Genomic DNA, 22822 nt, shown 5'->3' with positions numbered 1-22822 from the left:
ATTAATAAAAGTTTTTACCTGTTCGACGCCAAATCAAGACAATAATAGCACCTACAATTGCCCCACCAACGTGAGCCAAATGAGCCACATTATCTCCTGCATTATTTTGAAAACTATTGTACACTTCAAATACGAAATACCCGCCAATCAACCATTTTGCTTTTATTGGAATCGGAGGAAAAATGAGCATTAATTCTGTGTTCGGGAATAAAATGGCAAAAGCAGCCAGTAACCCGAAAATAGCCCCGGAAGCACCAACCATCGGAACAGTGGATTTAATCGCGTATTCTACCATTGCGTTGTATTGAGATCCAAAACCAACCCCGTATCTTTCTGCAATATGCATCAGGTCCTGATCCGATATATTTCTTCCCACATCTTTTAAAAGACCGTTCAAAGCAGCCAAAGCATCCGGATTATTAATTGTAGCTTTCAATTCGGAGATCTGAAAAAAACCGAAACTGCTGTATAACAGGTACGCACCGAGAGCGGAAGCAACATAGAGAACAAAATAACGCTTCGGACCCCATAATCGTTCCAGGAAACTTCCGAACATCACCAAAATATACATGTTCATGAAAATATGCAGGATTCCTCCATGCATAAAAAAGTGCGAAACGATCTGGTATGGCTGAAACAAAGGAGTACCGAAATAATGAGCTCCAAGCAAGCCCTCCAAATCAATTCCATTTCCCTGGTATTGAAAAAATGCCATCAAAAGGAACATAGCGATGTTCAGCAATAATAAATTCTTGGTTACCGGCTGTATATTTCCAAACATGTCAAAACAGTTGTATTAATTGTTCATTTGTAATTTGTGCAATAATGCGCTTCCCCGAAGGAGAAAAAGTGTGTTCATCCGACTCGAACAGTCGTGCTATAAAGTCGGAAATAGCTTCCTGGTTACTTTGAAGTTTGAAAGACATACTTCCTCCGAATGCAATTTGTGATAATACGGTATGTGCAATTTCCCCTTTATCCAAAGTTCCCATTTGGAGTTGTTCCAGTATTTTGTCTACGCAAGATAAAACCGTTGATTCATCCAATATCTGGGGAATTCCGTCGATGTGTAACTCCTGATCTGCCCACGACCAGTTGAACCCGATCCGTGAAAGTGTTTTTTCGTGCTCGTTCCAGGCCAATTGTTCCTGCTTGGACATGACTTTTTCCATGGGGAAAATCAGTTGCTGTGATGCTAGAGGATTGATAAAAAATCCGCGCATCAGGTCATCGTATAACATACGTTCGTAAGCCCTGCGGTAATGTATGACCAATAATCCTTCCGGGACGGATCCGATTACAAAAGAGCCTTTTAAAATGAATGGACCAATGGATCTCAGTGTTTCTATATCCAGGTCAATCTGAACCGATTTTTCCTCTGTTTGATGGTTCACCGATTCTTCATTGACCGTTTCCGAACTCCACAATTCATCCAGGCTTGCAGACTGGAATTGGGAACCAAAACCGGCCTTGTTGAGTGCGGAAGAAAAAGCATTGTTTTTCGTTGAAGCAGCAGCAGAATTGGAGTTTTCTCCCGAAAATTGCCCTTCCCGTGTATGCTGCACATGAAACGGATTGTACGACTTATCTACCCTGATTTCCGGAGCAACCGGAGTTTGGTTCAACATCGATACCGGCAAATCAAATTCACTTTCACGATCAAAATCCAGAGTAGGTGTAATATTGAATTTTCCTAAACCCAAACGCACCGCGCTGCGGATTATGCTGTATATTGCCTTGTCTTCTTCAAATTTAATCTCCGTTTTGGTCGGATGTACATTCACATCGATCTGCTTCGGATCAACTTCCAGGAATAGAAAATAACCGGGAAATAATTTGGACGGGAGCAAGTGCTCAAAGGCCGCTGAAATAGCATGATTGAAATAGGTGTCTTTGAAAAAACGGTTATTGACGAACAAAAACTGCTCTCCGCGCGATTTTTTTGCTACCTCAGGTTTTCCTACAAAACCGTCCAATGCCACGATATCCGTATGTTCCGTAACCGGAACGAGGTTGTCACCGAATTTTTTCCCGAAAACATCCACGATGCGTTTCCTTAAAGGTGCGGGAACCAGGTGGTATATTTCCTGGTCGTTGTGAACCAATCGAAAAGCGATATCGTGGTGCGGAAGAACTACCCGTTCAAATTCATCGATAATGTGTTTGAATTCTACATTGTCCGATTTCAGGAAATTCCGTCGGGCAGGAACATTAAAAAACAGGTTCTTGATTTCGAAATTACAACCAACCGGACATTGTGCCGGTTCCTGGCTGATTACTTCCGTTCCCTCGATCAGGATCTTTGTTCCCAACTCGTCATCGGCACGTTTCGTTTGAAGCGTAACATGCGCGATTGCGGCGATGGATGCCAGCGCTTCTCCACGAAATCCTTTTGTTTTCAGGGCAAACAGATCGTCTGCATGTGCGATTTTACTGGTAGCATGCCGCTCAAAACACATACGCGCATCCAAAGGCGACATTCCCTTTCCATTGTCCACGATTTGAATCAGCGTGCGCCCCGCATCTTTGATATACAGTTCGATTTTTGTTGCTCCGGCGTCAATACTATTCTCCACTAATTCTTTTACAACAGAAGCCGGTCTTTGAACAACTTCACCTGCTGCAATCTGATTTGCTACGTGATCCGGAAGTAAACGAATAATATCTGACATACCAACAAAAATAAGAAAAAGCGTTAGCTTTTGATATTGGCAAACATTCGTGTCGCCATTATTTTCTTCTAACGGATATTCACTGCCTTTTTAACAATTCCCGTTCCATTTTTTTTCGGCTGACAGCCTGTCAGGTTAATCCGGAATTCCGGAATGGATTTCAACAGGCTCAAAGTGAAAAATTAATTTATAGAGATCGAGTTGTCCGATCAATTAGCTTAATTTTGTTTTATGAACAGAAAGATATTTCGCAAAACTCCATTCATATTGGTCCTGGTTACCGGATCCGGGCTGATCACTTCGGCACTTTTAAAGACACCCGAACGTCATTCTACCGGGAAACATCAAACAAATATTGCTGCAGATAAAGAAGAAGACCAATGGGTATCAGCCGAACTTGCAAAGCTCTCAATGAAAGAACGCATTGCACAGTCATTCATGGTTGCTTGCTGGTCGAACAAAGGGAAAGAGCACCTGGCAGAAACGGAGACCCTGGTAAAAGAACAGAAAATCGGTGGATTGATCTTTTTCCAGGGGGAACGCGATAACCTGCAGGATGCCATACAGCAAATGCAGTCGCATGCGGAACTTCCCTTACTAATCGGGATGGATGCCGAATGGGGAACAGCCATGCGGCTTTCCGGTGAATCACGTTTTCCATATCAGCAAACCATTGGCGCAGCGAATAATCCGGACCTGACAGAACGCATCGGTTACCAAATGGGAGTGGAGTGCGGCATGCTTGGAATCCACATGAACTTTTCTCCCGTAGCAGATGTCAACTTGAATCCACAAAACCCGGTCATCGGGTTCCGTGCTTTCGGTGCGAATCCGCAGCAAGTAGCCAAACAAACAGCAGCCATGGTAAAGGGAATTGAAAACGCGGGGATTATTTCCTGTGTGAAGCATTTCCCGGGACACGGCGACACGGATAAAGATTCACACAAAGAGCTTCCGACCGTTTCCCACTCTGTAAATGAATTTGAAACCAGCGATTTTCTGCCTTTTAAAAGCGGAATTGAAGCCGGTACACGTTCCGTAATGGTTGCACACCTGAATGTTCCTTCGCTGGACCCTAGCGGAACTCCAAGCAGTTTATCCAAAGTCATCATCGAAACCTACCTGCGTAAAAAACTTGGTTTTAAGGGCCTGATAATCTCGGATGCGTTAAATATGAAAGCTGTTTCGGATAAATATGGAAAATCAGAAGTGGTAGCGAAAGCTTATCTGGCCGGCTGCGACATCTTACTATTCCCTGAAAATGTTTCGGACGCCATCCAACTGATTTATTCAAAAATGGAAAGTGGTGAATTGAGTAAGGAAGCGGTAAACGAACACTGCAAACGTATTTTACGAGCCAAATACCAGGCAATCGTTCACAAACCCATGATCAAGCGTAAAGATCCTGCACCGGAACGAAACCTAATCATCAACCAGGTCTATGAAAAAGCCTTGTTATGCATCAAAAATGAGAATGACCATTTACCGATCGACAGACTGGATCACAAGATTATTCGCATCGCTGTAGGTACACACACCTCTGCTTTCAGAGATCGTTTAAACGATTACGCCAAAGTCACTCATTATAAATATTTTACACCGGAAGAAGCTGTCCGGAGATTGAAAGAAGTTACGTTAAACCCGGAAGCTCATTACATCCTGGATTTCCATTCCGACGGACAACGGGCACGCAACAATTACGGGTTCGGTTCATGGAAACAGGTATTGGACCTGATTCCTGAAAATGCAAAAGCAACAGTAGTATTGTTTGGAAATCCCCTGGCACTTCAAAATGAAACCGAATTCCCCAAAAGCGTAAAGTCGATCCTTTGCGGATATGAAAATACCGCCGCTGCTCAGGAAAGGACCGCCCAAGCACTGATGGGTGCATTCGACATCGAAGGGAAATTGGCAACCGATATCAATAATCGGTGGAAATTCGGTTTTGGAATCGAAGTAAAGAATAATGGACGCCTGAAGTATTCCCAACCGGAAGAATTAGGATTAAACCCGGAAAAGCTAAAAGAAGTAGATGATATCGTAGCAAAAGCAATCGAAGCAAAAGCATTTCCCGGATGTCAGATCGTTGTGGCCATTGACGGAAAGATCATCATTCAGAAATCATACGGAACAACGATCTATGAAAACGGTGACAGCATTACCAATGAACACATTTACGACATTGCATCGATTACAAAAATCGCTTCCTCCACAGCGGCTTTGATGCTTCTGAAAACACTGAACCAATTCGATGAAAAAATGGAGCTGGGCCAATTAGTCCCGGAATACGTGAAAGAAACTCCTTACGCAGACCTGAAAGCCATTGACCTATTAACCCACCAGGCAGGTTTGACACCCTGGATTGCATTTTATAAGCGGACAATGGAAAATGGCGAATTGGACCCGGCAATCTATCACAAAACCGATAACGGTATTTACAACAAAGTAGTCGCAGATAACATTTTCATCAAGAATGATTACTGGAAAACCATGTTGAAAATCATTGTTGAAACACCTTTGACCGGTAAAAAATCATACGAATATTCCGATCTGAGCTATTATTTTTTCAATAAATACATAGAGATCACAAGTGGAATGGGACAAAACGAGTTTGTGGATAAAGAAATCTATCAACCCTTGGGATTACAAACGATGACCTATTTGCCACTGAAAAAGTTCAATAAGAAACGTATTGTACCTACTGAATATGACAAAGAATTCCGTAAACAGCTGATCCACGGATACGTGCACGATCCGGGAGCAGCCATGATGGGAGGAGTTGCCGGCCATGCAGGATTGTTTTCGAACGCCACTGATCTGGCTGCATTTATGCAATTTCTGTTAAACAAAGGGCAGATAGGAGACCAATCGATCATCAAAAAAGAAATTGTAGATCAGTTTACGGCATGCCAATTTTGTCCCGGGAACAGAAGGGGAATTGGTTTTGATAAACCGACTGTAAGTAGTAAGAACGGTCCGACCTGTGACCTGGTATCTCCGTCAACGTTCGGTCATTCGGGCTTTACGGGAACTATTACCTGGGCGGACCCTGAATACAAGGTAAATTTCGTGTTTTTATCAAACCGGGTTTATCCGGATGCAGACAATTGGAAAATTACAAAGATGAGCGTGCGAACAGAGATTCAGCGAGTAATCTATGAAGCACTTTTCGAAGCACGACAGAAATAAGAGAAAGCATAGCTTTCAATAAGGAAACAAACGGTAGCGCAGTTTAGAATCGGCACAAATACTGCGTTTTCGATAAAGATCAGCATCGGCTGGAAAATAAAAAAAACAAACATTCGTGCAGTTTAAAATCAAAATAAAACTGCTTTTGATGAAATCAGCTTACACGCAGATGTATTCAAATTAAACAGACAGACGCATATGAAAATCGGAATTGTATTGTATCCCACATTTGGAGGGAGTGGTGTAGTAGCTACAGAACTGGGGAAAGCCTTGGCTCAGAAAGGACATTTGGTTCATTTTATCACGTATTCGCAACCCGTTCGTTTGGGAAGCTTCCGTGAGAATATTTTTTATCATGAAGTGCAGCTTTCCGACTACCCTCTTTTCGAATACCAACCATACGAAACGGAATTAGCCAGTAAAGTAGTCGATGTGGTGAAATACGAAGGATTAGACCTGTTGCACGTGCATTACGCCATTCCCCATGCCTCTGCAGCATTTATGGCACAGCAGATACTGAAAGCTCAGGGAATCAATATTCCATTCATAACAACACTTCACGGAACAGATATCACCCTGGTTGGCAAGGACCCTTCCTTCGAACCGGTAATTTCATTCTGTATCAATGCCTCCGATGCTGTTACCGCAGTTTCCGAAAGCTTGATGAAAGATACCTATGCACATTTTGAAACGACGCGTAAAATCCACGTGATCCCGAATTTCATTCAGCCGAAAGCGGAATTGCCGGTAATTAATCTGGAGAAACGCAGGCATTATGCGAAAGACGATGAATTGATCTTGTGTCATATTTCGAATTTCCGTCCGGTGAAGCGTATAACTGACGTGGTACGCATTTTTCAGTTAGTACAGGAAAAACTTCCTGCTAAATTATTGCTCGCAGGTGATGGCCCGGATCGCGCAATTGTAGAACGTTTGGCGCGTGATTTGGGAATCTGCCAGAATATCCGATTCATTGGAAAAGTACGAGAAACAGGACCTATCTTGGAATTGAGCGATTTGTTCTTATTGCCTTCCGAAACCGAAAGCTTCGGTTTGGCAGCTTTGGAAGCCATGGCAGAGGGAGTTCCGGTAGTTTCTTCCAATACAGGAGGAATTCCGGAAGTAAATATTGACGGTTATTCCGGGTTCACATCCAATGTAGGCGACGTGGAATCCATGGCTGCGAATGCAATCCGGATCCTGGAAAACAAAGAAACACACCAGACTTTCCGCAAGAATGCATTGGCACAGGCAAAGACATTTGATTTGGCGAATATACTTCCTCTTTACGAAGAATTATATGAATCGGTACTCAAAGGGCACGGGGATACTGTGAAGATCTAGTTCAGGAATCAACTCTTGTCAATTCAACGATCCCGTAAGCCTGTTCAGTGCATCTGCTTAAAAGTCGGACACTTGACCTTTATTTAAACGGGTTCAATCAGGAATGAACCAAAATAACTATCGTCGGAAATAAAACTTCCGGCGATTTTTTGTTTTTTAACATTTAATGTGATACATTGGGTACATGCGCTAACAAAAACCGGTTCACTATGAGGTATTTAGTACGACAGAACATTGTTTTATTTCTTATTTCGCTGATAGTTTATTACTACAATCCCTCTTTCGGGTTGGTATTGCTTGCTCTTTCTGCCGGCTTGTTTGTTTGGGAAGTAACTCGAAAAAAAACGAAGCTTTCACCCATAATTTCAATCCTTTCGTGTGTTTCGCTTTTCTTGTTATTGGAAGACTATTCCACCAAAAGACAGGCAAAAATCATCGTTGCAGAGGTGTTTGATTATTACCGTCACCATCATACCACCCCCAAAGACCTGGATGAAGTTTTTGTGTCCGGTACCATGATGCGAACTGCCATTTTTGGCGGGTTTAAATATGATATGAAAACGCTTTCCAAGCACCGGTGTGAGTGGAAACTGGAGTTTACCAATATTTGGGGTACCAGTTATTTCTACAATGACCGGATTGCGAAATTCGAAGAAGTCGAACACCTCCAGGGAACAGACAAGCACTGGAATAAATTCTGGAAAGTCGAATCGCATTTACAGGTTGCTGACCAGCGAATCATTCCCGAATAATCCGGGTTGTTTTGTTAATTATTTTAGGCTCCATTCCACAAATGCGTTCATCACTTCCGGCCATTTTCCGTTTTCATAATCGACTTTTCCGCCTGCCACCGGGAAATAGTTGTGTTCTAATCCATTGTAGCGTTTCATTTCATAATTGGTTTTTCCGGCCGTGACAAAATAGAACGGAATCAATTCGCTTACAAAAGCACATTTATCTTCTGTTCCGTATGCAATATACAGCGGTGTTTTTATCCGGGCCAGGCGTTCAAAACCGATTCCTGTAAAAGACTTCCAGGGAATCATTCCGATATCCTCTCCTTTATCGGCAACGATTTGTTTCTGAAATTCAAGTTGTTGGTTTTGCTTCGCTTCATAATCTTCCCAGGAACTGTTTCCTTTGATAAACTCCTTGTAATTCAACCAAACCTGCTCGTGTACACGCCCCAATGGACTAAATCCAAATAAGCCGGCGTGTGTAATTTTCGGATTAGTGGCAGCCAATTCAGCTACAATGCGGGATCCTTGCGAGTGACCGGCTACTACTAATCGGCTGTTATCGACCCATTTTTGTTTCCTTAAAAAGCTCAGCACCTTATTGGCACGATCCACATAATTCTCCAGGTAATCGGCTTTCAGATAGGAGTCTGGAATGCTGTTTTTGTAGGTGGAATCTGTTATATACATATACCCGTCATTCACATGATCTCTCGTTACGAGTACCGGGATTTTGGGCATTGAAATAGTCACCACATGGAAATGCTGCTTCAGGTTTTGCATATCAAAGTTCCCCAAAGCCATCGGGAAAACACCTTGTCCGGGGAATTCAACAAATAAAGGAATAGGCAGGGAGCCCTGCACAAATAAAAACACCGGTTTTTTTACTGTCAAATCGGTGTCTGCTACTACAAAGTCAATGGTATCATTTTTGGATTTCAAGCTGAACTGGGTAAAGGTAGTTCCCGGAACAATTTTCTGTGCATTCACATTTACGACAGAAATAAGCAGAAAGAGAATGAGATTTGATTTAAGCATTTCATTTTTTTGTCAAAGAAATAAAAAAGTTTGAAAACCGGCTTCCAATAAATGTTAATGGCCGGTTTTCTTTTTAAGATCCCATTCCAGCTTGAGAATAAGGTAAGTAAAGTCCGTATTTTTCGTGGTGAATGAACGCATTGAAAATATAAGAGTTCGTTTTTATTCTATTCGATTAAATAGTAAAAAAGAAACAACTCTCTTTTTTACTATTTAATCGTCCTTTTTCTTGGTTTCGTCTATTATTTCCTGTATATTCAACTATGCTTATGAAGACCATATTTGATGAGGAGACTCGTAATGAGTTAATTGTGCGCATTCAAAACATTCCTGAAAATGCACAAGCGCAGTGGGGAAAAATGAACCTATACCAAATGCTTACACACTGTAAAACCTGGGAAGAATGGATCCAGGGAAAGGGAAATCACAGATACAAACAAGGATTTATCGGAAAGCTGTTCGGGAGGATGGCTTTAAAGAAAATAACCCGTGATGACCAGCCGTTTAACCGTGGCGTACCAACTTCCGGACAATTTAAAGTAAAAGAACCAAACGGAGATATTTCAAAGAAAAAACACGAATGGATACAACTTATCCAAGCGTATGAAAACTATTCTAACCCGACATTTATCCATGATTTCTTTGGGCGAATGACCAAAGAACAGATTGGTTTAATGGCCTATAAACACACCGATCATCATTTAAGACAATTTAATAACTGAAATTATGAAAAAGTACGCTACCTTTTTTTTAGTCTTCATGATGTTTGCATCAGCTTCTTTGTTTAGTCAAACAAGAAAAGAAACCACTGTCAAACTGGAATGGCAAGAGCAGAGCTTTGTCCATTTTTATACTGCGGGTTATTCCGTCTATGTCAGCAAGCCGGATTTTTTAAGCTTTCAAAATGAATTGCTGATCGGGCTTTTCGATGAATATGCCGATAAAAATGATTCGATTGATCTCAAAGATCCGTTTCCAATCTTTAAACCGGAACAAAAAGACCTTTTATGGAACCAATTGATGCATTGCGCAATGGAAGGACAAATGCTGATTTTACCGAATGATTCAAAAAAGAAACTGAAAAATATCATTATCATTGATGACACAAGCCTCCGCGCGAGATCCGGGACAATTTGGGAATGCCGCGATCCGAGAACAAACCAGGTGATTTTTGCACACAACGTTCCGCTAAACGGTCTAGTTCAGGAATTTTAATTTTTTCAGAGAAGGAATGAATTATTTATACGAAACCTGGTCCGACACTCATATGAGATTCCCGAAGGGATTGAACCGGAGAACGAATTTAAAATCCGGTTCGTGGGAAAACTGACCGTACTTTACGCGTTCCTGGTAAGCATTTCTTACGGATTTTCTCAAATCCAACAGGATACAGTAGTGGATATTGATGGAAATGTCTATCATACGGTAAGGATCGGAACCCAAACCTGGATGGTCGAAAACCTGAAAGTAACGCATTTCAGGAATGGAGATAGTATTGCTTGCCTGCGGAAGAAAGAGCAATGGGTGAGCACGGTTTCCCCGGGTTATTGCGACTATGATCTTTCCGGGTTTCATCTAATTCCGGATCAAGAGAAAGAGCTTCGAAAACTGATGGGAAAACTCTATAACGGCTTCACTATTTTAGATTCGCGAAACATTGCTCCTCAAGGTTGGCGTGTTCCCAAATACGAGGACATCAAAATACTGGAGAATTTCCTGGGAGGAAGCAAAATAGCAGGAGCGAAACTAAAAGACACGCTGCATTGGTCAACACGATTTATGTTCAATCCATATACTTTAAATACAACGAACGAAACAGGATTTACTGCTTTGCCCGATGGATACCGCGATGAAAAAGGTGTATTTCAACGGATCAGTGAAGAAACGCGCTGGTGGACAAAACACCAGACAACAGATTTAACCTGGTGGGTCTGGTCTCTGATAAATACCCGAGACCCTTTGTTTTTGATCGGCGGAGAAAATCTGAGCGGATATTCGGTACGATGCGTGAAGGATGAATAGTCGTTTCCGATTGTTTTTAACCGGAAAGAACTTACAGCAAATTATAATTAAATTGCAGCCAAATTTCTTTTATGAGCAAATTAACAGCCTGGCTGACTCCGGAAAATGACCGGAAAAGGAAAATACGTGCCATTGCATTCACCGTTCTGATCGCTGTACTGCTTACTGTCGTGTGTATTTATTGTGCGGGAGAATATGGGTTTGCTTTATTTGTCATTACTCCGTTATTTATAGGGATTTGTCCTGTAATTATTTATGGAAAAAAGAAACCGATTACCCGAAGTGATGCTTTTTATATTGGTTCACTCACGCTGTTGTTTTATTGTTTCGCCATGATGCTTTTCGCATTGGAAGGTTTGATTTGCATCATTATGGCACTTCCGTTTGCATTTTTCCTGGTTTGGATAGGATCCGTAATCGGATATGAAGTTATTTCAAAAAAACCAAAAGGTGGAGCTCCAACGATTATTGCGCTGTTATTTATTATTCCGGTCTTCAGCTTTATCGAAAAAGATTCTGCTCCATCCATTACTTCCGTAACAACCGGTATTGATATCGATGCCAGTCCGGAAGTCGTTTGGAAAAACGTGGTAGAATTCCCCCAATTAAACGAACCTACCGAATTCCTGTTCAAAACCGGGGTAGCTTATCCCATCAATGCCAGGATCAAGGGAAATGGGGCAGGGGCTATTCGTTATTGCAATTTCACTACCGGAAGTTTTGTAGAACCGATTACCGTTTGGAATGAACCGAAACTATTAGCTTTTGACGTATTGGAGCAACCAGCTCCTATGAAAGAAATTAATTTTTGGGATGTAGATGCACCCCATTTGCATGATTATTTTGTTTCGAAAAAAGGGCAATTCAAACTGATCGCACTTCCTAACGGAAATACGCGATTGGAAGGCACTACCTGGTATTATCACCGCATCAAACCAGAGTTTTATTGGCGAATGTGGAGCAATTACATTGTACATTCTATCCACAACCGCGTGTTGAAGCATATCAAGGCAAATTCCGAACGGACGAATCTGCAAGACTAAGGAACAAATGAATATGAAGCGGTTTGAAGAGACACTAAGCAAAAAAGGTCTCTTGTGGATTTATATTTCCCTACACTTGTGAAAATGAGTTTTTACACCCACTAAAACTTTCGTTTTTGATCTTCATTTCCTCAATTCTTCCTATCTTGTCGGCTCTTAACTTAAACGATGCGAGGAATCAATCCTAAACAACACTACGATGTTGTCATTATCGGTGGTGGAATTAGTGGATTAACCTCTGCAGCCCTTTTCAGCAAGGCCGGAATTTCCTGTTGTGTGATTGAAATGGATAATCGTCCGGGAGGATACCTGGCTGGTTTTCGCCGGCATGATTTTCGCTTCGATTCTGCCATTCACTGGCTCAACAACTGCGGACCGAACGGTTTAGTGACTAAAATCTTCAAAATCATCGGGGATGATTACCCCAAATGCAGGGAACAGAAGAACATTCGCCGCTTTGTCAGCAAGGATTTTGACTACATGGTGACCAATAACCCTGATGAACTGAAAGAACAATGGATCAGGGAATTCCCGCATGAAAAAAAAGGGATCATCCGTTTTTTTAGAGATGCCAAACGCATCGGAAAATCGTTTGACCGCTATTCCAATTTAAGCCGTACTATGAATTCCATGACCTGGTATGAATACCCGATCCATGGATTGCGCATGCTCGGTTTTGCCTTACCCTTCATTCCTCATGTGCGATACACGGGTGAGGAAAAGCTGAAGAAAGGACTTAACCGCTATTTTACCGATGAAAAGTTACACCGGGTATTTTGTTCCGAACCGGACGTATTATCCTGCCTGATCCCAATTTCCTGGGCTTATATCAACGATTTCCAGCTTCCACCGGAGGGAGGAAGTCAAAGTTTCCCCGAATGGTTGATGCATGCCACGGAAACCATGGGTGGTGAGATTTTTTTTAAATCCAAAGTAAGCCAGGTAATTGTAGAAGAAAATGTAGCAAAAGGAGTGAAGTTTGATCACCGCGGGACAGAACACGCCGTTTCCGGTAAATACATCATTGCAGCTTGCGATGCTGAAACCTTGTTTGAAAAAATGCTTCCCGGGAAATCCGTGCCGGATAAAATGAAGGACAGATTGAAAGATGCGCCTTTGTATGCCTCTGCAATCACCATTGCACTGGGAATCGATTGTCCGGCGGAGGAGCTTGGCTTGGGAGAAGAAATCATTTTTTTGGCTGACACTTCCGTTTCACGGGATGATTTGGGACAGGGAGATCCTCATTTGAGCGGAATTCACATTTTGGCCTCTACCGTCCGGGATAAATCCCTCGCATTGCCGGAGCACGGAACAATCACACTCTTTATTCCTGCATGGATGGAAAACAACAATTTCTGGGGCTGCGAGATCGATGAGCACGGAAATTACCTCCGCGGAGAAGCATACAACCGTATTAAGGACGAATACGCAAACATCCTGATTGACCGGGTGGCAGAAAAACTGATCCCGAACCTGCGGAAGCACATTTTGTATTGTGATGTTGCCACACCGATTACACACCATCGCTATACGGGAAATAAAAACGGGACCATGATGGCGCAAAAACCGGGAAAAGAAAATTACCAGGGAAAAGTTGCCTCCTACATTACACCCGTCAACAACCTGTTTCTAAGCGGACATTGGGCAGATTTGGGCGGTGGAATTCCCATTGCCATCAAATCGTCTATTAACACGACTTTATTGGTGCTTCAAAAAGAAGACAAAAAACGTTTTAAACTGCTCTCCAGGTATATGGATGGAAAAATTGAAGCGGATGAATTGAAAAATTCGGATTTATTGGTGAAATACGACAATTCCTGGATCAAAGATCCAACTCCGGCGCAAAAGAAAATGAAGCGCAGGGAAGAGGACCAAAGCAGTAGTCAGGTGATTTAGCAGATCAATCCATGAATGGATTCAACCACCTGTTTGAATAAAAAAATCAAGCAGAACAGGCAAAAAAGTTGTTTTATGCCGAAATCTGATCAAATTTTTTACCGGATTGTGACAAAAGTCACTGTAAAAGAATTTTCATTGTGTCAACTTTGTCAAAACAAAGTAACTATGAAAACAAATATGCACCTCGCGGATCGGATCATTCGGATTTCATTATCCATCGTGATCGTTATACTCTATTTTTCAGGATACCTTACGGGAACACTGGCCATAATTGCACTTGTTGTTGCAGTTATTTTTACACTTACCAGCGCCATTGGTTTTTGTCCGTTGTATGCGCTATTCAGAGGTTCCGGTAAAAATCATCAATCATGAAGTCATTCCTGAAAAAATACAAACTGCACATTATCGGTGGAATTGTCGGTGGAATCGGAGGATATGCTTATTACCATTTCGTCGGTTGTTCCAGCGGCTCGTGTGCCATTACATCCAAACCGTTCAACAGTACATTATATGGGGCCTTCATGGGCTTTTTGCTTTTCAGCAGCTTTAAAATCAATTCAAAATAGAGGACCAAATGAAAAAAACAATCATTGATGTTCGTTCGCATGCAGAATTTATGGGTGGACACGTAGCAGGCAGCATCAATATTCCCGTTCAGGAAATTCCCAATCGTTTAGACGACATTACCCGCTTACCTCAACCCATTATCTTATGTTGTGCCAGCGGTCAACGAAGTGCCCAGGCCGCTTTGTTCCTTCAAAGTCAGGGTATTGCTTGTTCGAACGGAGGTAGTTGGCTGGATGTAAATGCAATTCATTAAAAAAACACAAATGATCAATTATTTAAAAAGTCTTTTCGGGATCAGTCCGAAAGCCGATTTTAGGGAATTAATGAGTCGGGGAGCACAGACCATTGATGTGCGAACACCTATTGAGTTTAATACAGGACACATCAAAGGAGCGGTAAATATCCCTTTGTCACTTATTTCAGAAAATGCTTTAAAGATCAAAAAAGACAGACCGGTTATTACGTGCTGTGCCTCAGGAATGAGGAGTGCATCCGCAAAAAATATATTAAGCTCCACAGGATTCAAAGAAGTCTACAACGGTGGCGGATGGATCGATCTTCAACAACAGCTCCAATGATTCAAAAAGGGTGGTTTTAACAACTATTGGAAAATGGTTACTGGTAAATCATCCGGTGATTTTCTAACTTTAAAAAAAATACATTATGGCATCTTTTTCAGAAATTATAAATTCCGACAGACCTGTTCTGGTTGACTTTTTTGCCGAATGGTGCGGGCCTTGTAAAACGATGAAACCGATCTTGGAAGATTTGAAATCCAAATTGGGAAACAGTGCATCGGTATTAAAAGTCGATGTAGACAAAAATCCACATGCGGCAAGTAAATACCAGATCAAGAGCATTCCGACTTTAATTTTGTTCAAAAAAGGACAGCCGGTTTGGAGACAATCAGGAGTCGTTCAGGCAAACCAGTTGGCACAAATTATCAAGCAACATCAATAACAAAAAGCTGACTTGCTATTTTGTTATTTTGCCATTTGACGTAACAACGCAATATGACGTCAGGTATTCGAAAAAAAAGAGCCCGCCGTGCCGCAACGGACTCTTTTCTTTGAGTTGAGTTGGTTATCGGTTAGTTCAACGTAATAGTCAATTCATCCAAAGGAATCCTTACTTTTTTCGCTTTTGCGTACGGATCCAGTTCTTCATTACGGTAACCCAATGCCAGGATCACAGCTGATTGAAGGCCTTTTTCACTCAAGCCAAGGATCTCATCAAAAGCGGCATTGTCAAATCCTTCCATCGGTGTGCTGTCTACTTTTAAATTCGCAGCAGCTACAATTGCGGTTCCCAATGCAATGTATGCTTGTTTAGCCGCCCATGTTTTTACGAATTCCTCAGGCATGCTCGCAAATGCGGAGAGTTTTTCTTTGAATGGGTCCAGACTCTCAAGCGGAACATTTCTTGTTTTTGCAACCAATGAAATATATTCATCGACATGCGCTTGCGAAACATGCGAATACGAAGCGAAAACCAATAAGTGAGAGGATTCGCTTACTTGCGGATTGAAAGATGCAGCTTGCAATTTGGCTTTAATTTCCGGGTTTGAAACGACAATAACCCTGAAAGGCTGCATTCCTGCAGAAGTTGCTGTTAAATTAATCGCTTCCAGGATCTCGGTAACTTTTGTGTCTGATACTTTCTCGGAAGTCATGCGTTTCGCGGCGTATCGCCAATTCAATGTGTCTATTAAATTCATTATTTCTGTATTTTGAAACAAAGGTACATCAGAATAGTTTCAAAAAGACACCAATATACTTTATGAAACTGGTTTCCATGAAGAAACTGCCTGTTCGCTAAATGGCGAATTAGTAAACGATGAATCCCAGAAATAAATCATCTGTAAAACATCCGAAAAACAAGCATTATCACTATTTTTAGTTCATGAAATCAAACATCCTGTACACCCTTCTTTTTTTTCTGATTACTCCCTTGACCGGGACAACACAGGGGAATTTAAAAACACTCGAACGGCAAGATTACTCCATTCAATTTTCTTCCAAATGGTATCTCGAAGAAATAGATGATATGGGAATTGTTTTGATCGACGATGAGGAAAACCCTAAATTAATCACTACATTAATCGCCACACCTTCAGACGAGATGTCACTAAGTGAGACTCGAAAGGAATTATTGGAAAATTCCGGTTTGGAAAATGCAAAAGCCGTAAAAGACGAAATCCTAAATATCGGAGGTAAGGAAATGCTTCATCTTGTTTTTCAGGGCGCAAACGAAGACGATTCAGAACCATTCCGAATCGAAGAGTTTTTTGTGCTTCACAATAACCAATCATTCATGCTTGTATTCGCATGCAGTGAAGACGCCTATCCGAAAGTAAAAGCATCTATTGAACAAATTTCAAATTCATTTAAGCTAAAATGAGCAACAAACTCCACGAAGGAAAAACATTCCACAAGGTCAATTACGCCAACAAACAACTCGTTAACAATGAATTCAGCAATTGTTATTTTGTAGACTGTGATTTTTCCAAAAGTAATTTCAGTCAGATCGATTTCGTGGATTGTGAATTTGAAAGCTGCAATTTCTCGCTGACTATCCTGAAATACGCAGGGTTAAAAGATGTGCATTTTAAAGATTGTAAGATCGTAGGAGTAGACTTCAGTGCCTGCAACGACTTCCTGTTTGCAGTTCAGTTTACCGATTGCAGCCTGGATTATGCGACCTTTCATTCCCGAAAAATGAAAAATACCCGCTTCACGAATTCCATCATCAAGGAAGTAGATTTTTCAGAAGCCGATCTTACCCAGGCCGTGTTTCAGAATTGTGATCTGACGCGCAGTATTTTCGATCGGAGTATCCTGGACAAAGCAGATTTCAGTTCAGCAATCAATTTTGATATCAACCCGGAACGGAACCGGATCAAGAAAACCATTTTTTCTTCGAATGGGTTGATTGGTCTGTTGACGAAATATGATTTGGTGATTAAAGATTAGTTTTACTTTCCACAATTACTATTTTAAATTAGCACTCTTCACAGGATAAGCGATTCAAATCCTATAATTTATGGAGAATCAATTTAACATAGATTTAGCTGCTATGGAAGCTAAATCTGAAATTATAAGAGGTAGAATAATCAATGAAACAATATCAGTAAAAATCTATCGGGATGAACTCAGAACCTGTCGATTAACGTATAAATCACTCTCTATTCTCATTCTCACGCTGAAAGAAAAGGTGTGAAACAAAGAGTGAGTTTGAGTGTGAGAGAAGAGGAAAAAAGAAAAGGTGTAAGCACTTTCGCGTTCACACCTTTTCTTTTTGTAGCGAGACCGAGTCCCGATAACTATCGGGATGAACTCGGGATCATAAATAGCACCAAATAAAAAAAGCTCAGCAAATGCTGAGCTCTTGTAGCGAGACCGAGAGTTGAACTCGGGACCTCAGGGTTATGAATCCTGCGCTCTAACCAACTGAGCTATCTCGCCATAATCCTTTCGTTTCCCTGAAAGGCGGTGCAAATATAGTTACTTTTTTCTTCTGTGCAAGACTAAGAACGGTCTTCTTCGTATAAAACTTTTGTCTGATGCTTTAGTAACTTGAAAATCAAGCTAAACAGCAATGCTCCTACGATCCAATAAACATAACACAAGGGGTTCGCGATAGTCCATGTCATAAAATATTCGCGCAATCCGGCAACAAAAACGAAGCCTAATACTGTTGCGGAAATCCCCGAATACTCGCGGCGTAAAATCGTTTTCATTGAAAAAGGAATATCTCCTTTGATATAATTCTTCATACTTGGCCAAAAAGCCGGAACCGAATTCGACCAAGTTACATAACTTTCACCGAATTTACGCTCCAGGAAACGCTCTTCTGCAAACATGATGCGCTCGTAATAAATCCAGAATAACAAGCTTACAATAACAATGAAGTAGATGTTGAAGGTAAAACATACTATCCCGATCCACATAAAATAATTCCCCAAATAAAGCGGGTGGCGAACAGTCGAATAAATCCCTTTCGTATTCAATGCTTCAGCAACCTGTTCCTGCGTATTCCTGCCCGAAGTGTTCTTATTACTCGTTCCAATAGCAATGGCACGGATTACCTGTCCCAAAACAGACATTGCAATCGCAGCTCCGGTACAAATGTAGTACCAACGCGGATCGTCCATAATACATTGAACATCTGTAAAATAAATTACAGGAATCGCTAAAACGAATAAAATGACCGGAATTTGTCCTCTGTACTTGAAGAGCTTGTTTCCGTTTTTTTCAAATGAATGTACTAACGCCATGAAAGAAATGTGTATATTTCGAAAATGATTTTTCGGCGCGAAGTTAACATTATTAAACTACTATGACAAAAAAGGAACAATTCGAATTGGAATATGTATTAAAAACCTCACCGCGGGTCTTGGATAAATTACTGTCAACCCCTGACGGATTGAGCGAATGGTTTGCCGATGATGTTATTGTAAAAGATGATATGTATACATTCCATTGGGATGGGAGTGAGGAACAAGCACGACTAATCTCTAAAAAAGCCGGAGAATACATCAAATGGCAATGGTTAAACGATGAGGAAGACGAGTTGGAAACATTCTTCGAAATGAAATACACCATTGATCCCATGACCAAAGTTGTCATCCTTACAGTTTCTGATTTCGCGGAGAAAACAGAGAAAGATGAGATTGTACGGCTCTGGGAATCACAGATCAGTGATCTGAGAAGAGTGATCGGTGCATAAGCTGTAAATTCAACTGATTATCGATGAATGCAGCTCCTTCCGTTAAAAAGGATGATTCAATCAGCCGCATTCGTGAACTGGATTCACTGAGAGGAATTGCCGCGCTGATTGTTCTTGTGTTTCATTTTTCCCTTTTAAATCCCGGATTCCTGGCTTTTACCAAATTCGGAGTAACAGGAGTTGACCTGTTCTTTATCATTAGCGGATTTGTTATCACGATGAGCCTGGAGCGTATCCAATCCGGATATCAATTCTTGGTCAATCGCTTCAGCAGGCTTTATCCCACTTATTGGACAGCTGTTATATTTACCTTTGGGATTATCTGTATAAACAAACTCTTTTTGGGATTCGAGCCCCAACACGCCATACCAACCCGGGATTTTTTATACAATTTAACCATGTTCCAATATTATTTTGGGGTAAAAGACCTGGACGGACCTTATTGGACCATGATTATTGAAATGCTTTTCTACCTGGTAATGGGATACCTGTTTGTCACCAAATCCCTGAAAAGTGCAGTAGCAATTCTAATTCCTCTCACTTTGCTGGGAACAATCCTAACCGAATTTCATTGGTTCCAACCGTTTTCGATGGCTTACTTCAAAAATTTCCCATTGGCTCAATCGCTCCCCTTATTTGTGTCGGGAATTCTTTTTTACCGGCTCTTTGCTAAAGAACGGAATTTTGTATTGAACATTATTTTAATCATCGGGTGTTATTTCCTTCAGATTTTACTATTCACCAAAACGGGTAGGGCAAACTACTACATTTCACATTCGGAATACAAGGCGGTGCTAACCGTTTATTATGGGATCTTCTTCCTTTTTGTATTCGGGAAACTGAAATTTATTGTGAATCCCATTACCTTATTTCTAGGGAGAATTTCCTTCGCACTGTACCTGATTCACCAATATTTCTCGATCTATTTCCTCATCCCCAACCTGATGAAATGGGGAGTCAATTATTACATCGCAGCGTTTTTGATTGCGCTACCTGTATGTATTCTAATTGCTGCGGGAATAACCTTTTTCATTGAAAAACCGTCAGAAAAATGGCTTAAACGGAATTTATATCGATTGATGGATGCGATTATCATAAAAAAGTAGGTACGGGATTAACCATGTACCTACTTTTTACCTGTTATTTAATTCAATGCATTGATCGAATCCATCAGATTTTTGCTGATATCCTCCAATGCAGCCTGAGAAAAATCAAATTTCAATCCGGCGGTTTCATAAATTTCCGGGATGGATTTCGTATACCCCAATGAAAGCGCATTTTTATAATCTGTCAGGGCTTTTTCAGGGTTCTTTTTAAAATTATTCCAAACACCCAGAGCACCCAGTTGTGCAATCCCGTATTCGATGTAGTAGAACGGAACCTCAAATAAATGCAATTGTTTTTGCCAGGAACTTTCCAGTACATCTTCATATCCATCATCATAATCAACCAATCCGGTACCGAAGCGCTTGTTCAAACGAACCCATTCCTCCGTTCTTTCAGCTGTGGAATGAGTCGGATGAGTGTAAATCCAATGCTGGAACGCGTCAATCTGGGCAATCCAAGGCAATACTTTTACCACCGATTCCAATTGTTCCAACTTGGCACGTCTCAAATCATTTTCATGGGTGTAAAATTCGTTCCACCATTCCATAGTCAGTAATTCCATTGACATAGAAGCCAATTCAGCCACCTCTGAGGGTAAGGATTTAAATCCGGTTAATTCCAGATCGCGGCTCAAGAAGGAATGAACAGCGTGTCCGCCTTCGTGTACCATAGTGGTTAAATCCCGTTGCGCTCCGGCAGCATTCATAAATATGAATGGAATCCCGGATTCATAAAGCGGATAGTTGTATCCTCCAGGAGCTTTTCCTGCTTTTGAATCGAGGTCCAGGAATCCACCGCTTTTCATTGTCTTCAGGCAATCCCCGAAATAAGCATCCAATTTTTGAAAAACAGCAATCGATTTATCCAGCAGTTCCTCACCACTTTCGAAAGGTTTCAATGGAGCCAATCCGTCCGGATCAACCTCAGTATCCCAGGGCTTTAATTTAGACTTTCCTAATTTCTCTAATTTTTTCAGGTTCAATTGTTTCACGATCGGTACAATCAGCTTCTCAATCGCATTATGAAAAGCCAGGCAATCTTCCACAGTGTAATCGAATCTGCCCAATGATTTGAATTTGTAATCCCGGTAATCTGCGCAATCTGCATTCTTTGCCACCTGGTTTCTCAATTGGATCAATTGATTAAACAAATCATCCAATGCATCCCGATCTTGTAACCTACGGGTAGTAATCAGATCATACACTTCTTTGCGCACTGTTTCATCCGGGTCTTTGAGAAAGTTAGCCGCCTGTGGCATAGTCAGTTCTTTTCCCTTATAAATGATCATCTGTTTCCCGGAAATTGCTCCAAATTGCTGACTCAGCGTGCTTAATTCGGTTTCGAGTGCAATGTTCTCTTCGCGAAACAATTCCAGTGCAGATTGCACTCCTCTGAAATAGATTGCGTAGGCCTTATCTTCAGCCAATTCTTTTACAAATGGAGAAGCCATCATCTTTTGGTTCAATGCATCCTCAAAAGGAGCCAGATTCGGCTGAATTTCAGTCACAAAGAATTGATAGGACTCCGTCAACTTTTCATCCAGCGTATTGATCGTCATCCGGATATAGCGCCAGGCCATATTTTCTTCCAATACGGCTTCCAGTTCACTTTTATCAAACAACCATTTTTTAAATGATTCTTTCGAAGAAATATCCCTGTTTTTTAAATCTAACAGATAGAATTCTACGGATTCCCAACTGTCACAGGTGAAGTCGGCTGAAACAAATTTTCTCATATCACAAAAATAAAAAAAGTAGGGGCGGAAAATTTTCCACCCCTACTTTTTTTTAAATATTTTGGAATCTTACTTCCCTCTGGAAGAACCTGTTTTTGGTGCAGCCACTTTTTTCGCGCTCGTCGTTTTAGCAGATGCTTTCACTGGAGCCTTTGCAGCTGGAGCTTTTGCCGTTGTTTTAACAGCAGCTTTAGGAGTTGCAGCCTTTTTAGCAGGTGCTTTTTTCTCTTTTGGAGCTTCTTCGGAAGCTTCTGCAGATTCTTTCTTAGCAGCTGCTTTCGGTGCTTTTTTCTCTTTTGCTGGTGCAGCTTCTTCTTTTTCCGTTTCCTCCGGGATTAATGCACCTGCTTTCAATAGTAAGTTATACCACTGGAAAATTTTCTTGATATCAGATGCATATACACGCTCTTGATCAAAATTAGGCAACACTTCAACCAAGTAAGCTTTCAGTTTATTTTGATCTTCCTTATGAGAAATCGTTTCCTTTCCTTTTTCTTTTTCAAAAATCGAAATGAAGATCTCTTTTAACGGTTTGTCATCGTCGTAGGTATAGATAGAAATATCATCCAAGGCAGAAATTCGGTCAGAAGCATAAGCGGGAACGCGTTTTTTGTCTTCCAACGATTCTACGATGATGTTGTTTTTACCTTGTGCCAATACTTTATATAGTCCTGGTTTTCCTGAAATAGCAATTATACCTGTTAAATTCATTCGATTAATTTATTTGAGCCAAAAATA

24 protein-coding genes and 1 tRNA gene are annotated in these 22822 nt (G+C 41.2%); 17 read left to right on the top strand and 8 right to left on the bottom strand.

The genetic code is table 11. The features are described from left to right. Position 1: 1 nt before the first annotated feature. Positions 2–781 (bottom strand): rhomboid family intramembrane serine protease, encoded by a 780-nt coding sequence (locus FO442_RS01300; RefSeq protein WP_144331327.1) that lies wholly within the window; start codon positions 779–781, stop codon positions 2–4. A gap of 1 nt (position 782) precedes the next feature. Beyond that, positions 783–2672 carry a DNA mismatch repair endonuclease MutL gene (gene mutL, locus FO442_RS18665; protein WP_186279821.1) on the bottom strand — a complete coding sequence of 630 codons (1890 nt, stop codon included), beginning with the start codon at positions 2670–2672 and terminating at the stop codon, positions 783–785. Positions 2673–2903: 231 nt separating this feature from the next. Here mutL and FO442_RS01290 point away from each other — a divergent pair, with 231 nt between their 5' ends. The 3 genes from FO442_RS01290 to FO442_RS01280 all read left to right on the top strand — a co-directional run bounded on the left by FO442_RS01290 (position 2904) and on the right by FO442_RS01280 (position 7957). Continuing rightward, positions 2904–5861 (top strand): serine hydrolase domain-containing protein, encoded by a 2958-nt coding sequence (locus tag FO442_RS01290; protein ID WP_144331326.1) that lies wholly within the window; start codon positions 2904–2906, stop codon positions 5859–5861. A 198-nt stretch (positions 5862–6059) separates the two neighbouring features. Then, positions 6060–7205: an N-acetyl-alpha-D-glucosaminyl L-malate synthase BshA gene (bshA, locus tag FO442_RS01285; RefSeq protein WP_144331325.1), complete on the top strand. Its 1146-nt coding sequence runs from the start codon at positions 6060–6062 to the stop codon at positions 7203–7205. Positions 7206–7414: 209 nt separating this feature from the next. Beyond that, positions 7415–7957, top strand: a complete 543-nt coding sequence (locus FO442_RS01280) for a hypothetical protein (protein WP_144331324.1) — start codon at positions 7415–7417, stop codon at positions 7955–7957. An 18-nt stretch (positions 7958–7975) separates the two neighbouring features. Here the strand turns inward: FO442_RS01280 and FO442_RS01275 are convergent, their stop codons facing one another. Further along, positions 7976–8980 (bottom strand): alpha/beta hydrolase family protein, encoded by a 1005-nt coding sequence (locus tag FO442_RS01275; RefSeq protein ID WP_144331323.1) that lies wholly within the window; start codon positions 8978–8980, stop codon positions 7976–7978. A gap of 269 nt (positions 8981–9249) precedes the next feature. On the opposite strand from FO442_RS01275, the gene FO442_RS01270 reads away from it, so the two are divergent. The 10 genes from FO442_RS01270 to trxA all read left to right on the top strand — a co-directional run bounded on the left by FO442_RS01270 (position 9250) and on the right by trxA (position 15474). Continuing rightward, positions 9250–9702 carry a DUF1569 domain-containing protein gene (locus FO442_RS01270; protein WP_144331322.1) on the top strand — a complete coding sequence of 151 codons (453 nt, stop codon included), beginning with the start codon at positions 9250–9252 and terminating at the stop codon, positions 9700–9702. A 4-nt stretch (positions 9703–9706) separates the two neighbouring features. Next, positions 9707–10195, top strand: a complete 489-nt coding sequence (locus tag FO442_RS01265; RefSeq protein ID WP_144331321.1) for a hypothetical protein — start codon at positions 9707–9709, stop codon at positions 10193–10195. Between the two features lie 102 nt (positions 10196–10297). Further along, the gene (locus FO442_RS01260) at positions 10298–11002 is read left to right on the top strand and encodes a fibrobacter succinogenes major paralogous domain-containing protein (RefSeq protein WP_144331320.1); all 705 of its coding nucleotides are present in this window, start codon (positions 10298–10300) and stop codon (positions 11000–11002) included. 71 nt (positions 11003–11073) lie between these two features. Then, positions 11074–12045, top strand: coding sequence for an SRPBCC family protein (locus FO442_RS01255; protein ID WP_144331319.1), 972 nt, complete (start codon positions 11074–11076; stop codon positions 12043–12045). 168 nt (positions 12046–12213) lie between these two features. Further along, a complete protein-coding gene (locus FO442_RS01250; RefSeq protein WP_144331318.1) occupies positions 12214–13944 on the top strand; it encodes a phytoene desaturase family protein in 1731 nt (576 codons plus the stop codon). 168 nt (positions 13945–14112) lie between these two features. After that, positions 14113–14319: a YgaP family membrane protein gene (locus FO442_RS01245; protein ID WP_144331317.1), complete on the top strand. Its 207-nt coding sequence runs from the start codon at positions 14113–14115 to the stop codon at positions 14317–14319. Then, entirely contained in the window at positions 14316–14513 is a 198-nt protein-coding gene (locus FO442_RS01240) for a DUF6132 family protein (protein ID WP_144331316.1), read from the top strand. Before FO442_RS01245 ends, FO442_RS01240 begins: the two co-directional genes overlap by 4 nt. An 8-nt stretch (positions 14514–14521) precedes the next feature. Beyond that, positions 14522–14767 (top strand): rhodanese-like domain-containing protein, encoded by a 246-nt coding sequence (locus tag FO442_RS01235; RefSeq protein WP_144331315.1) that lies wholly within the window; start codon positions 14522–14524, stop codon positions 14765–14767. Positions 14768–14777: 10 nt separating this feature from the next. After that, positions 14778–15092, top strand: a complete 315-nt coding sequence (locus FO442_RS01230) for a rhodanese-like domain-containing protein (RefSeq protein ID WP_144331314.1) — start codon at positions 14778–14780, stop codon at positions 15090–15092. An 85-nt stretch (positions 15093–15177) separates the two neighbouring features. Then, positions 15178–15474 (top strand): thioredoxin, encoded by a 297-nt coding sequence (gene trxA / locus FO442_RS01225; RefSeq protein WP_144331313.1) that lies wholly within the window; start codon positions 15178–15180, stop codon positions 15472–15474. 130 nt (positions 15475–15604) lie between these two features. On the opposite strand, the gene FO442_RS01220 is transcribed toward trxA, so the two are convergent. Then, positions 15605–16231, bottom strand: a complete 627-nt coding sequence (locus FO442_RS01220) for an NAD(P)H-dependent oxidoreductase (protein WP_144331312.1) — start codon at positions 16229–16231, stop codon at positions 15605–15607. A gap of 185 nt (positions 16232–16416) precedes the next feature. Between FO442_RS01220 and FO442_RS01215 the strand changes: the two genes are divergently transcribed. Next, a complete protein-coding gene (locus FO442_RS01215) occupies positions 16417–16914 on the top strand; it encodes a hypothetical protein (protein ID WP_144331311.1) in 498 nt (165 codons plus the stop codon). After that, positions 16911–17486: a pentapeptide repeat-containing protein gene (locus FO442_RS01210; protein WP_144331310.1), complete on the top strand. Its 576-nt coding sequence runs from the start codon at positions 16911–16913 to the stop codon at positions 17484–17486. Before FO442_RS01215 ends, FO442_RS01210 begins: the two co-directional genes overlap by 4 nt. 418 nt (positions 17487–17904) lie before the next feature. On the opposite strand, the gene FO442_RS01205 is transcribed toward FO442_RS01210, so the two are convergent. Beyond that, positions 17905–17978 (bottom strand) — tRNA-Met (locus tag FO442_RS01205). A 62-nt stretch (positions 17979–18040) separates the two neighbouring features. After that, positions 18041–18790, bottom strand: a complete 750-nt coding sequence (locus tag FO442_RS01200) for a methyltransferase family protein (RefSeq protein WP_144331309.1) — start codon at positions 18788–18790, stop codon at positions 18041–18043. 62 nt (positions 18791–18852) lie between these two features. Between FO442_RS01200 and FO442_RS01195 the strand changes: the two genes are divergently transcribed. Both FO442_RS01195 and FO442_RS01190 read left to right on the top strand, forming a co-directional pair. Beyond that, entirely contained in the window at positions 18853–19242 is a 390-nt protein-coding gene (locus FO442_RS01195) for an START-like domain-containing protein (RefSeq protein ID WP_144331308.1), read from the top strand. Between the two features lie 23 nt (positions 19243–19265). Beyond that, positions 19266–20348, top strand: a complete 1083-nt coding sequence (locus FO442_RS01190) for an acyltransferase family protein (protein WP_144331307.1) — start codon at positions 19266–19268, stop codon at positions 20346–20348. Positions 20349–20386: 38 nt separating this feature from the next. Here FO442_RS01190 and FO442_RS01185 read toward each other — a convergent pair whose 3' ends face one another. Together FO442_RS01185 and FO442_RS18660 are read right to left on the bottom strand one after the other, a co-directional pair. After that, positions 20387–22084, bottom strand: coding sequence for a M3 family oligoendopeptidase (locus FO442_RS01185; RefSeq protein WP_144331306.1), 1698 nt, complete (start codon positions 22082–22084; stop codon positions 20387–20389). A 69-nt stretch (positions 22085–22153) separates the two neighbouring features. Next, on the bottom strand, positions 22154–22795 hold the full coding sequence (locus FO442_RS18660; protein ID WP_186279819.1) for a DUF5606 family protein: 642 nt from the start codon (positions 22793–22795) through the stop codon (positions 22154–22156). Positions 22796–22822: the final 27 nt, after the last annotated feature.

It is taken from the genome of Fluviicola chungangensis, assembly GCF_007558725.1.
GTDB lineage: Bacteria > Bacteroidota > Bacteroidia > Flavobacteriales_D > Crocinitomicaceae > Fluviicola > Fluviicola chungangensis.
This window is presented reverse-complemented; position numbering and strand designations above follow the sequence as displayed.

What these genes read in the sequence shown, in the direction of transcription:
- FO442_RS01280 (WP_144331324.1), top strand. Translation starts at nt 7,415, where the DNA reads ATGAGGTATTTAGTACGACAGAACATTGTTTTATTTCTTATTTCGCTG.
- FO442_RS01300 (WP_144331327.1), bottom strand. Translation starts at nt 781, where the DNA reads ATGTTTGGAAATATACAGCCGGTAACCAAGAATTTATTATTGCTGAAC.
- FO442_RS01270 (WP_144331322.1), top strand. Translation starts at nt 9,250, where the DNA reads ATGAAGACCATATTTGATGAGGAGACTCGTAATGAGTTAATTGTGCGC.
- FO442_RS01210 (WP_144331310.1), top strand. Translation starts at nt 16,911, where the DNA reads ATGAGCAACAAACTCCACGAAGGAAAAACATTCCACAAGGTCAATTAC.
- FO442_RS01265 (WP_144331321.1), top strand. Translation starts at nt 9,707, where the DNA reads ATGAAAAAGTACGCTACCTTTTTTTTAGTCTTCATGATGTTTGCATCA.
- FO442_RS01235 (WP_144331315.1), top strand. Translation starts at nt 14,522, where the DNA reads ATGAAAAAAACAATCATTGATGTTCGTTCGCATGCAGAATTTATGGGT.
- FO442_RS01220 (WP_144331312.1), bottom strand. Translation starts at nt 16,231, where the DNA reads ATGAATTTAATAGACACATTGAATTGGCGATACGCCGCGAAACGCATG.
- FO442_RS01185 (WP_144331306.1), bottom strand. Translation starts at nt 22,084, where the DNA reads ATGAGAAAATTTGTTTCAGCCGACTTCACCTGTGACAGTTGGGAATCC.
- mutL (WP_186279821.1), bottom strand. Translation starts at nt 2,672, where the DNA reads ATGTCAGATATTATTCGTTTACTTCCGGATCACGTAGCAAATCAGATT.
- bshA (WP_144331325.1), top strand. Translation starts at nt 6,060, where the DNA reads ATGAAAATCGGAATTGTATTGTATCCCACATTTGGAGGGAGTGGTGTA.
- FO442_RS01195 (WP_144331308.1), top strand. Translation starts at nt 18,853, where the DNA reads ATGACAAAAAAGGAACAATTCGAATTGGAATATGTATTAAAAACCTCA.
- FO442_RS01290 (WP_144331326.1), top strand. Translation starts at nt 2,904, where the DNA reads ATGAACAGAAAGATATTTCGCAAAACTCCATTCATATTGGTCCTGGTT.
- FO442_RS01215 (WP_144331311.1), top strand. Translation starts at nt 16,417, where the DNA reads ATGAAATCAAACATCCTGTACACCCTTCTTTTTTTTCTGATTACTCCC.
- trxA (WP_144331313.1), top strand. Translation starts at nt 15,178, where the DNA reads ATGGCATCTTTTTCAGAAATTATAAATTCCGACAGACCTGTTCTGGTT.
- FO442_RS01200 (WP_144331309.1), bottom strand. Translation starts at nt 18,790, where the DNA reads ATGGCGTTAGTACATTCATTTGAAAAAAACGGAAACAAGCTCTTCAAG.
- FO442_RS01190 (WP_144331307.1), top strand. Translation starts at nt 19,266, where the DNA reads ATGAATGCAGCTCCTTCCGTTAAAAAGGATGATTCAATCAGCCGCATT.
- FO442_RS01240 (WP_144331316.1), top strand. Translation starts at nt 14,316, where the DNA reads ATGAAGTCATTCCTGAAAAAATACAAACTGCACATTATCGGTGGAATT.
- FO442_RS18660 (WP_186279819.1), bottom strand. Translation starts at nt 22,795, where the DNA reads ATGAATTTAACAGGTATAATTGCTATTTCAGGAAAACCAGGACTATAT.
- FO442_RS01255 (WP_144331319.1), top strand. Translation starts at nt 11,074, where the DNA reads ATGAGCAAATTAACAGCCTGGCTGACTCCGGAAAATGACCGGAAAAGG.
- FO442_RS01230 (WP_144331314.1), top strand. Translation starts at nt 14,778, where the DNA reads ATGATCAATTATTTAAAAAGTCTTTTCGGGATCAGTCCGAAAGCCGAT.
- FO442_RS01275 (WP_144331323.1), bottom strand. Translation starts at nt 8,980, where the DNA reads ATGCTTAAATCAAATCTCATTCTCTTTCTGCTTATTTCTGTCGTAAAT.
- FO442_RS01245 (WP_144331317.1), top strand. Translation starts at nt 14,113, where the DNA reads ATGAAAACAAATATGCACCTCGCGGATCGGATCATTCGGATTTCATTA.
- FO442_RS01250 (WP_144331318.1), top strand. Translation starts at nt 12,214, where the DNA reads ATGCGAGGAATCAATCCTAAACAACACTACGATGTTGTCATTATCGGT.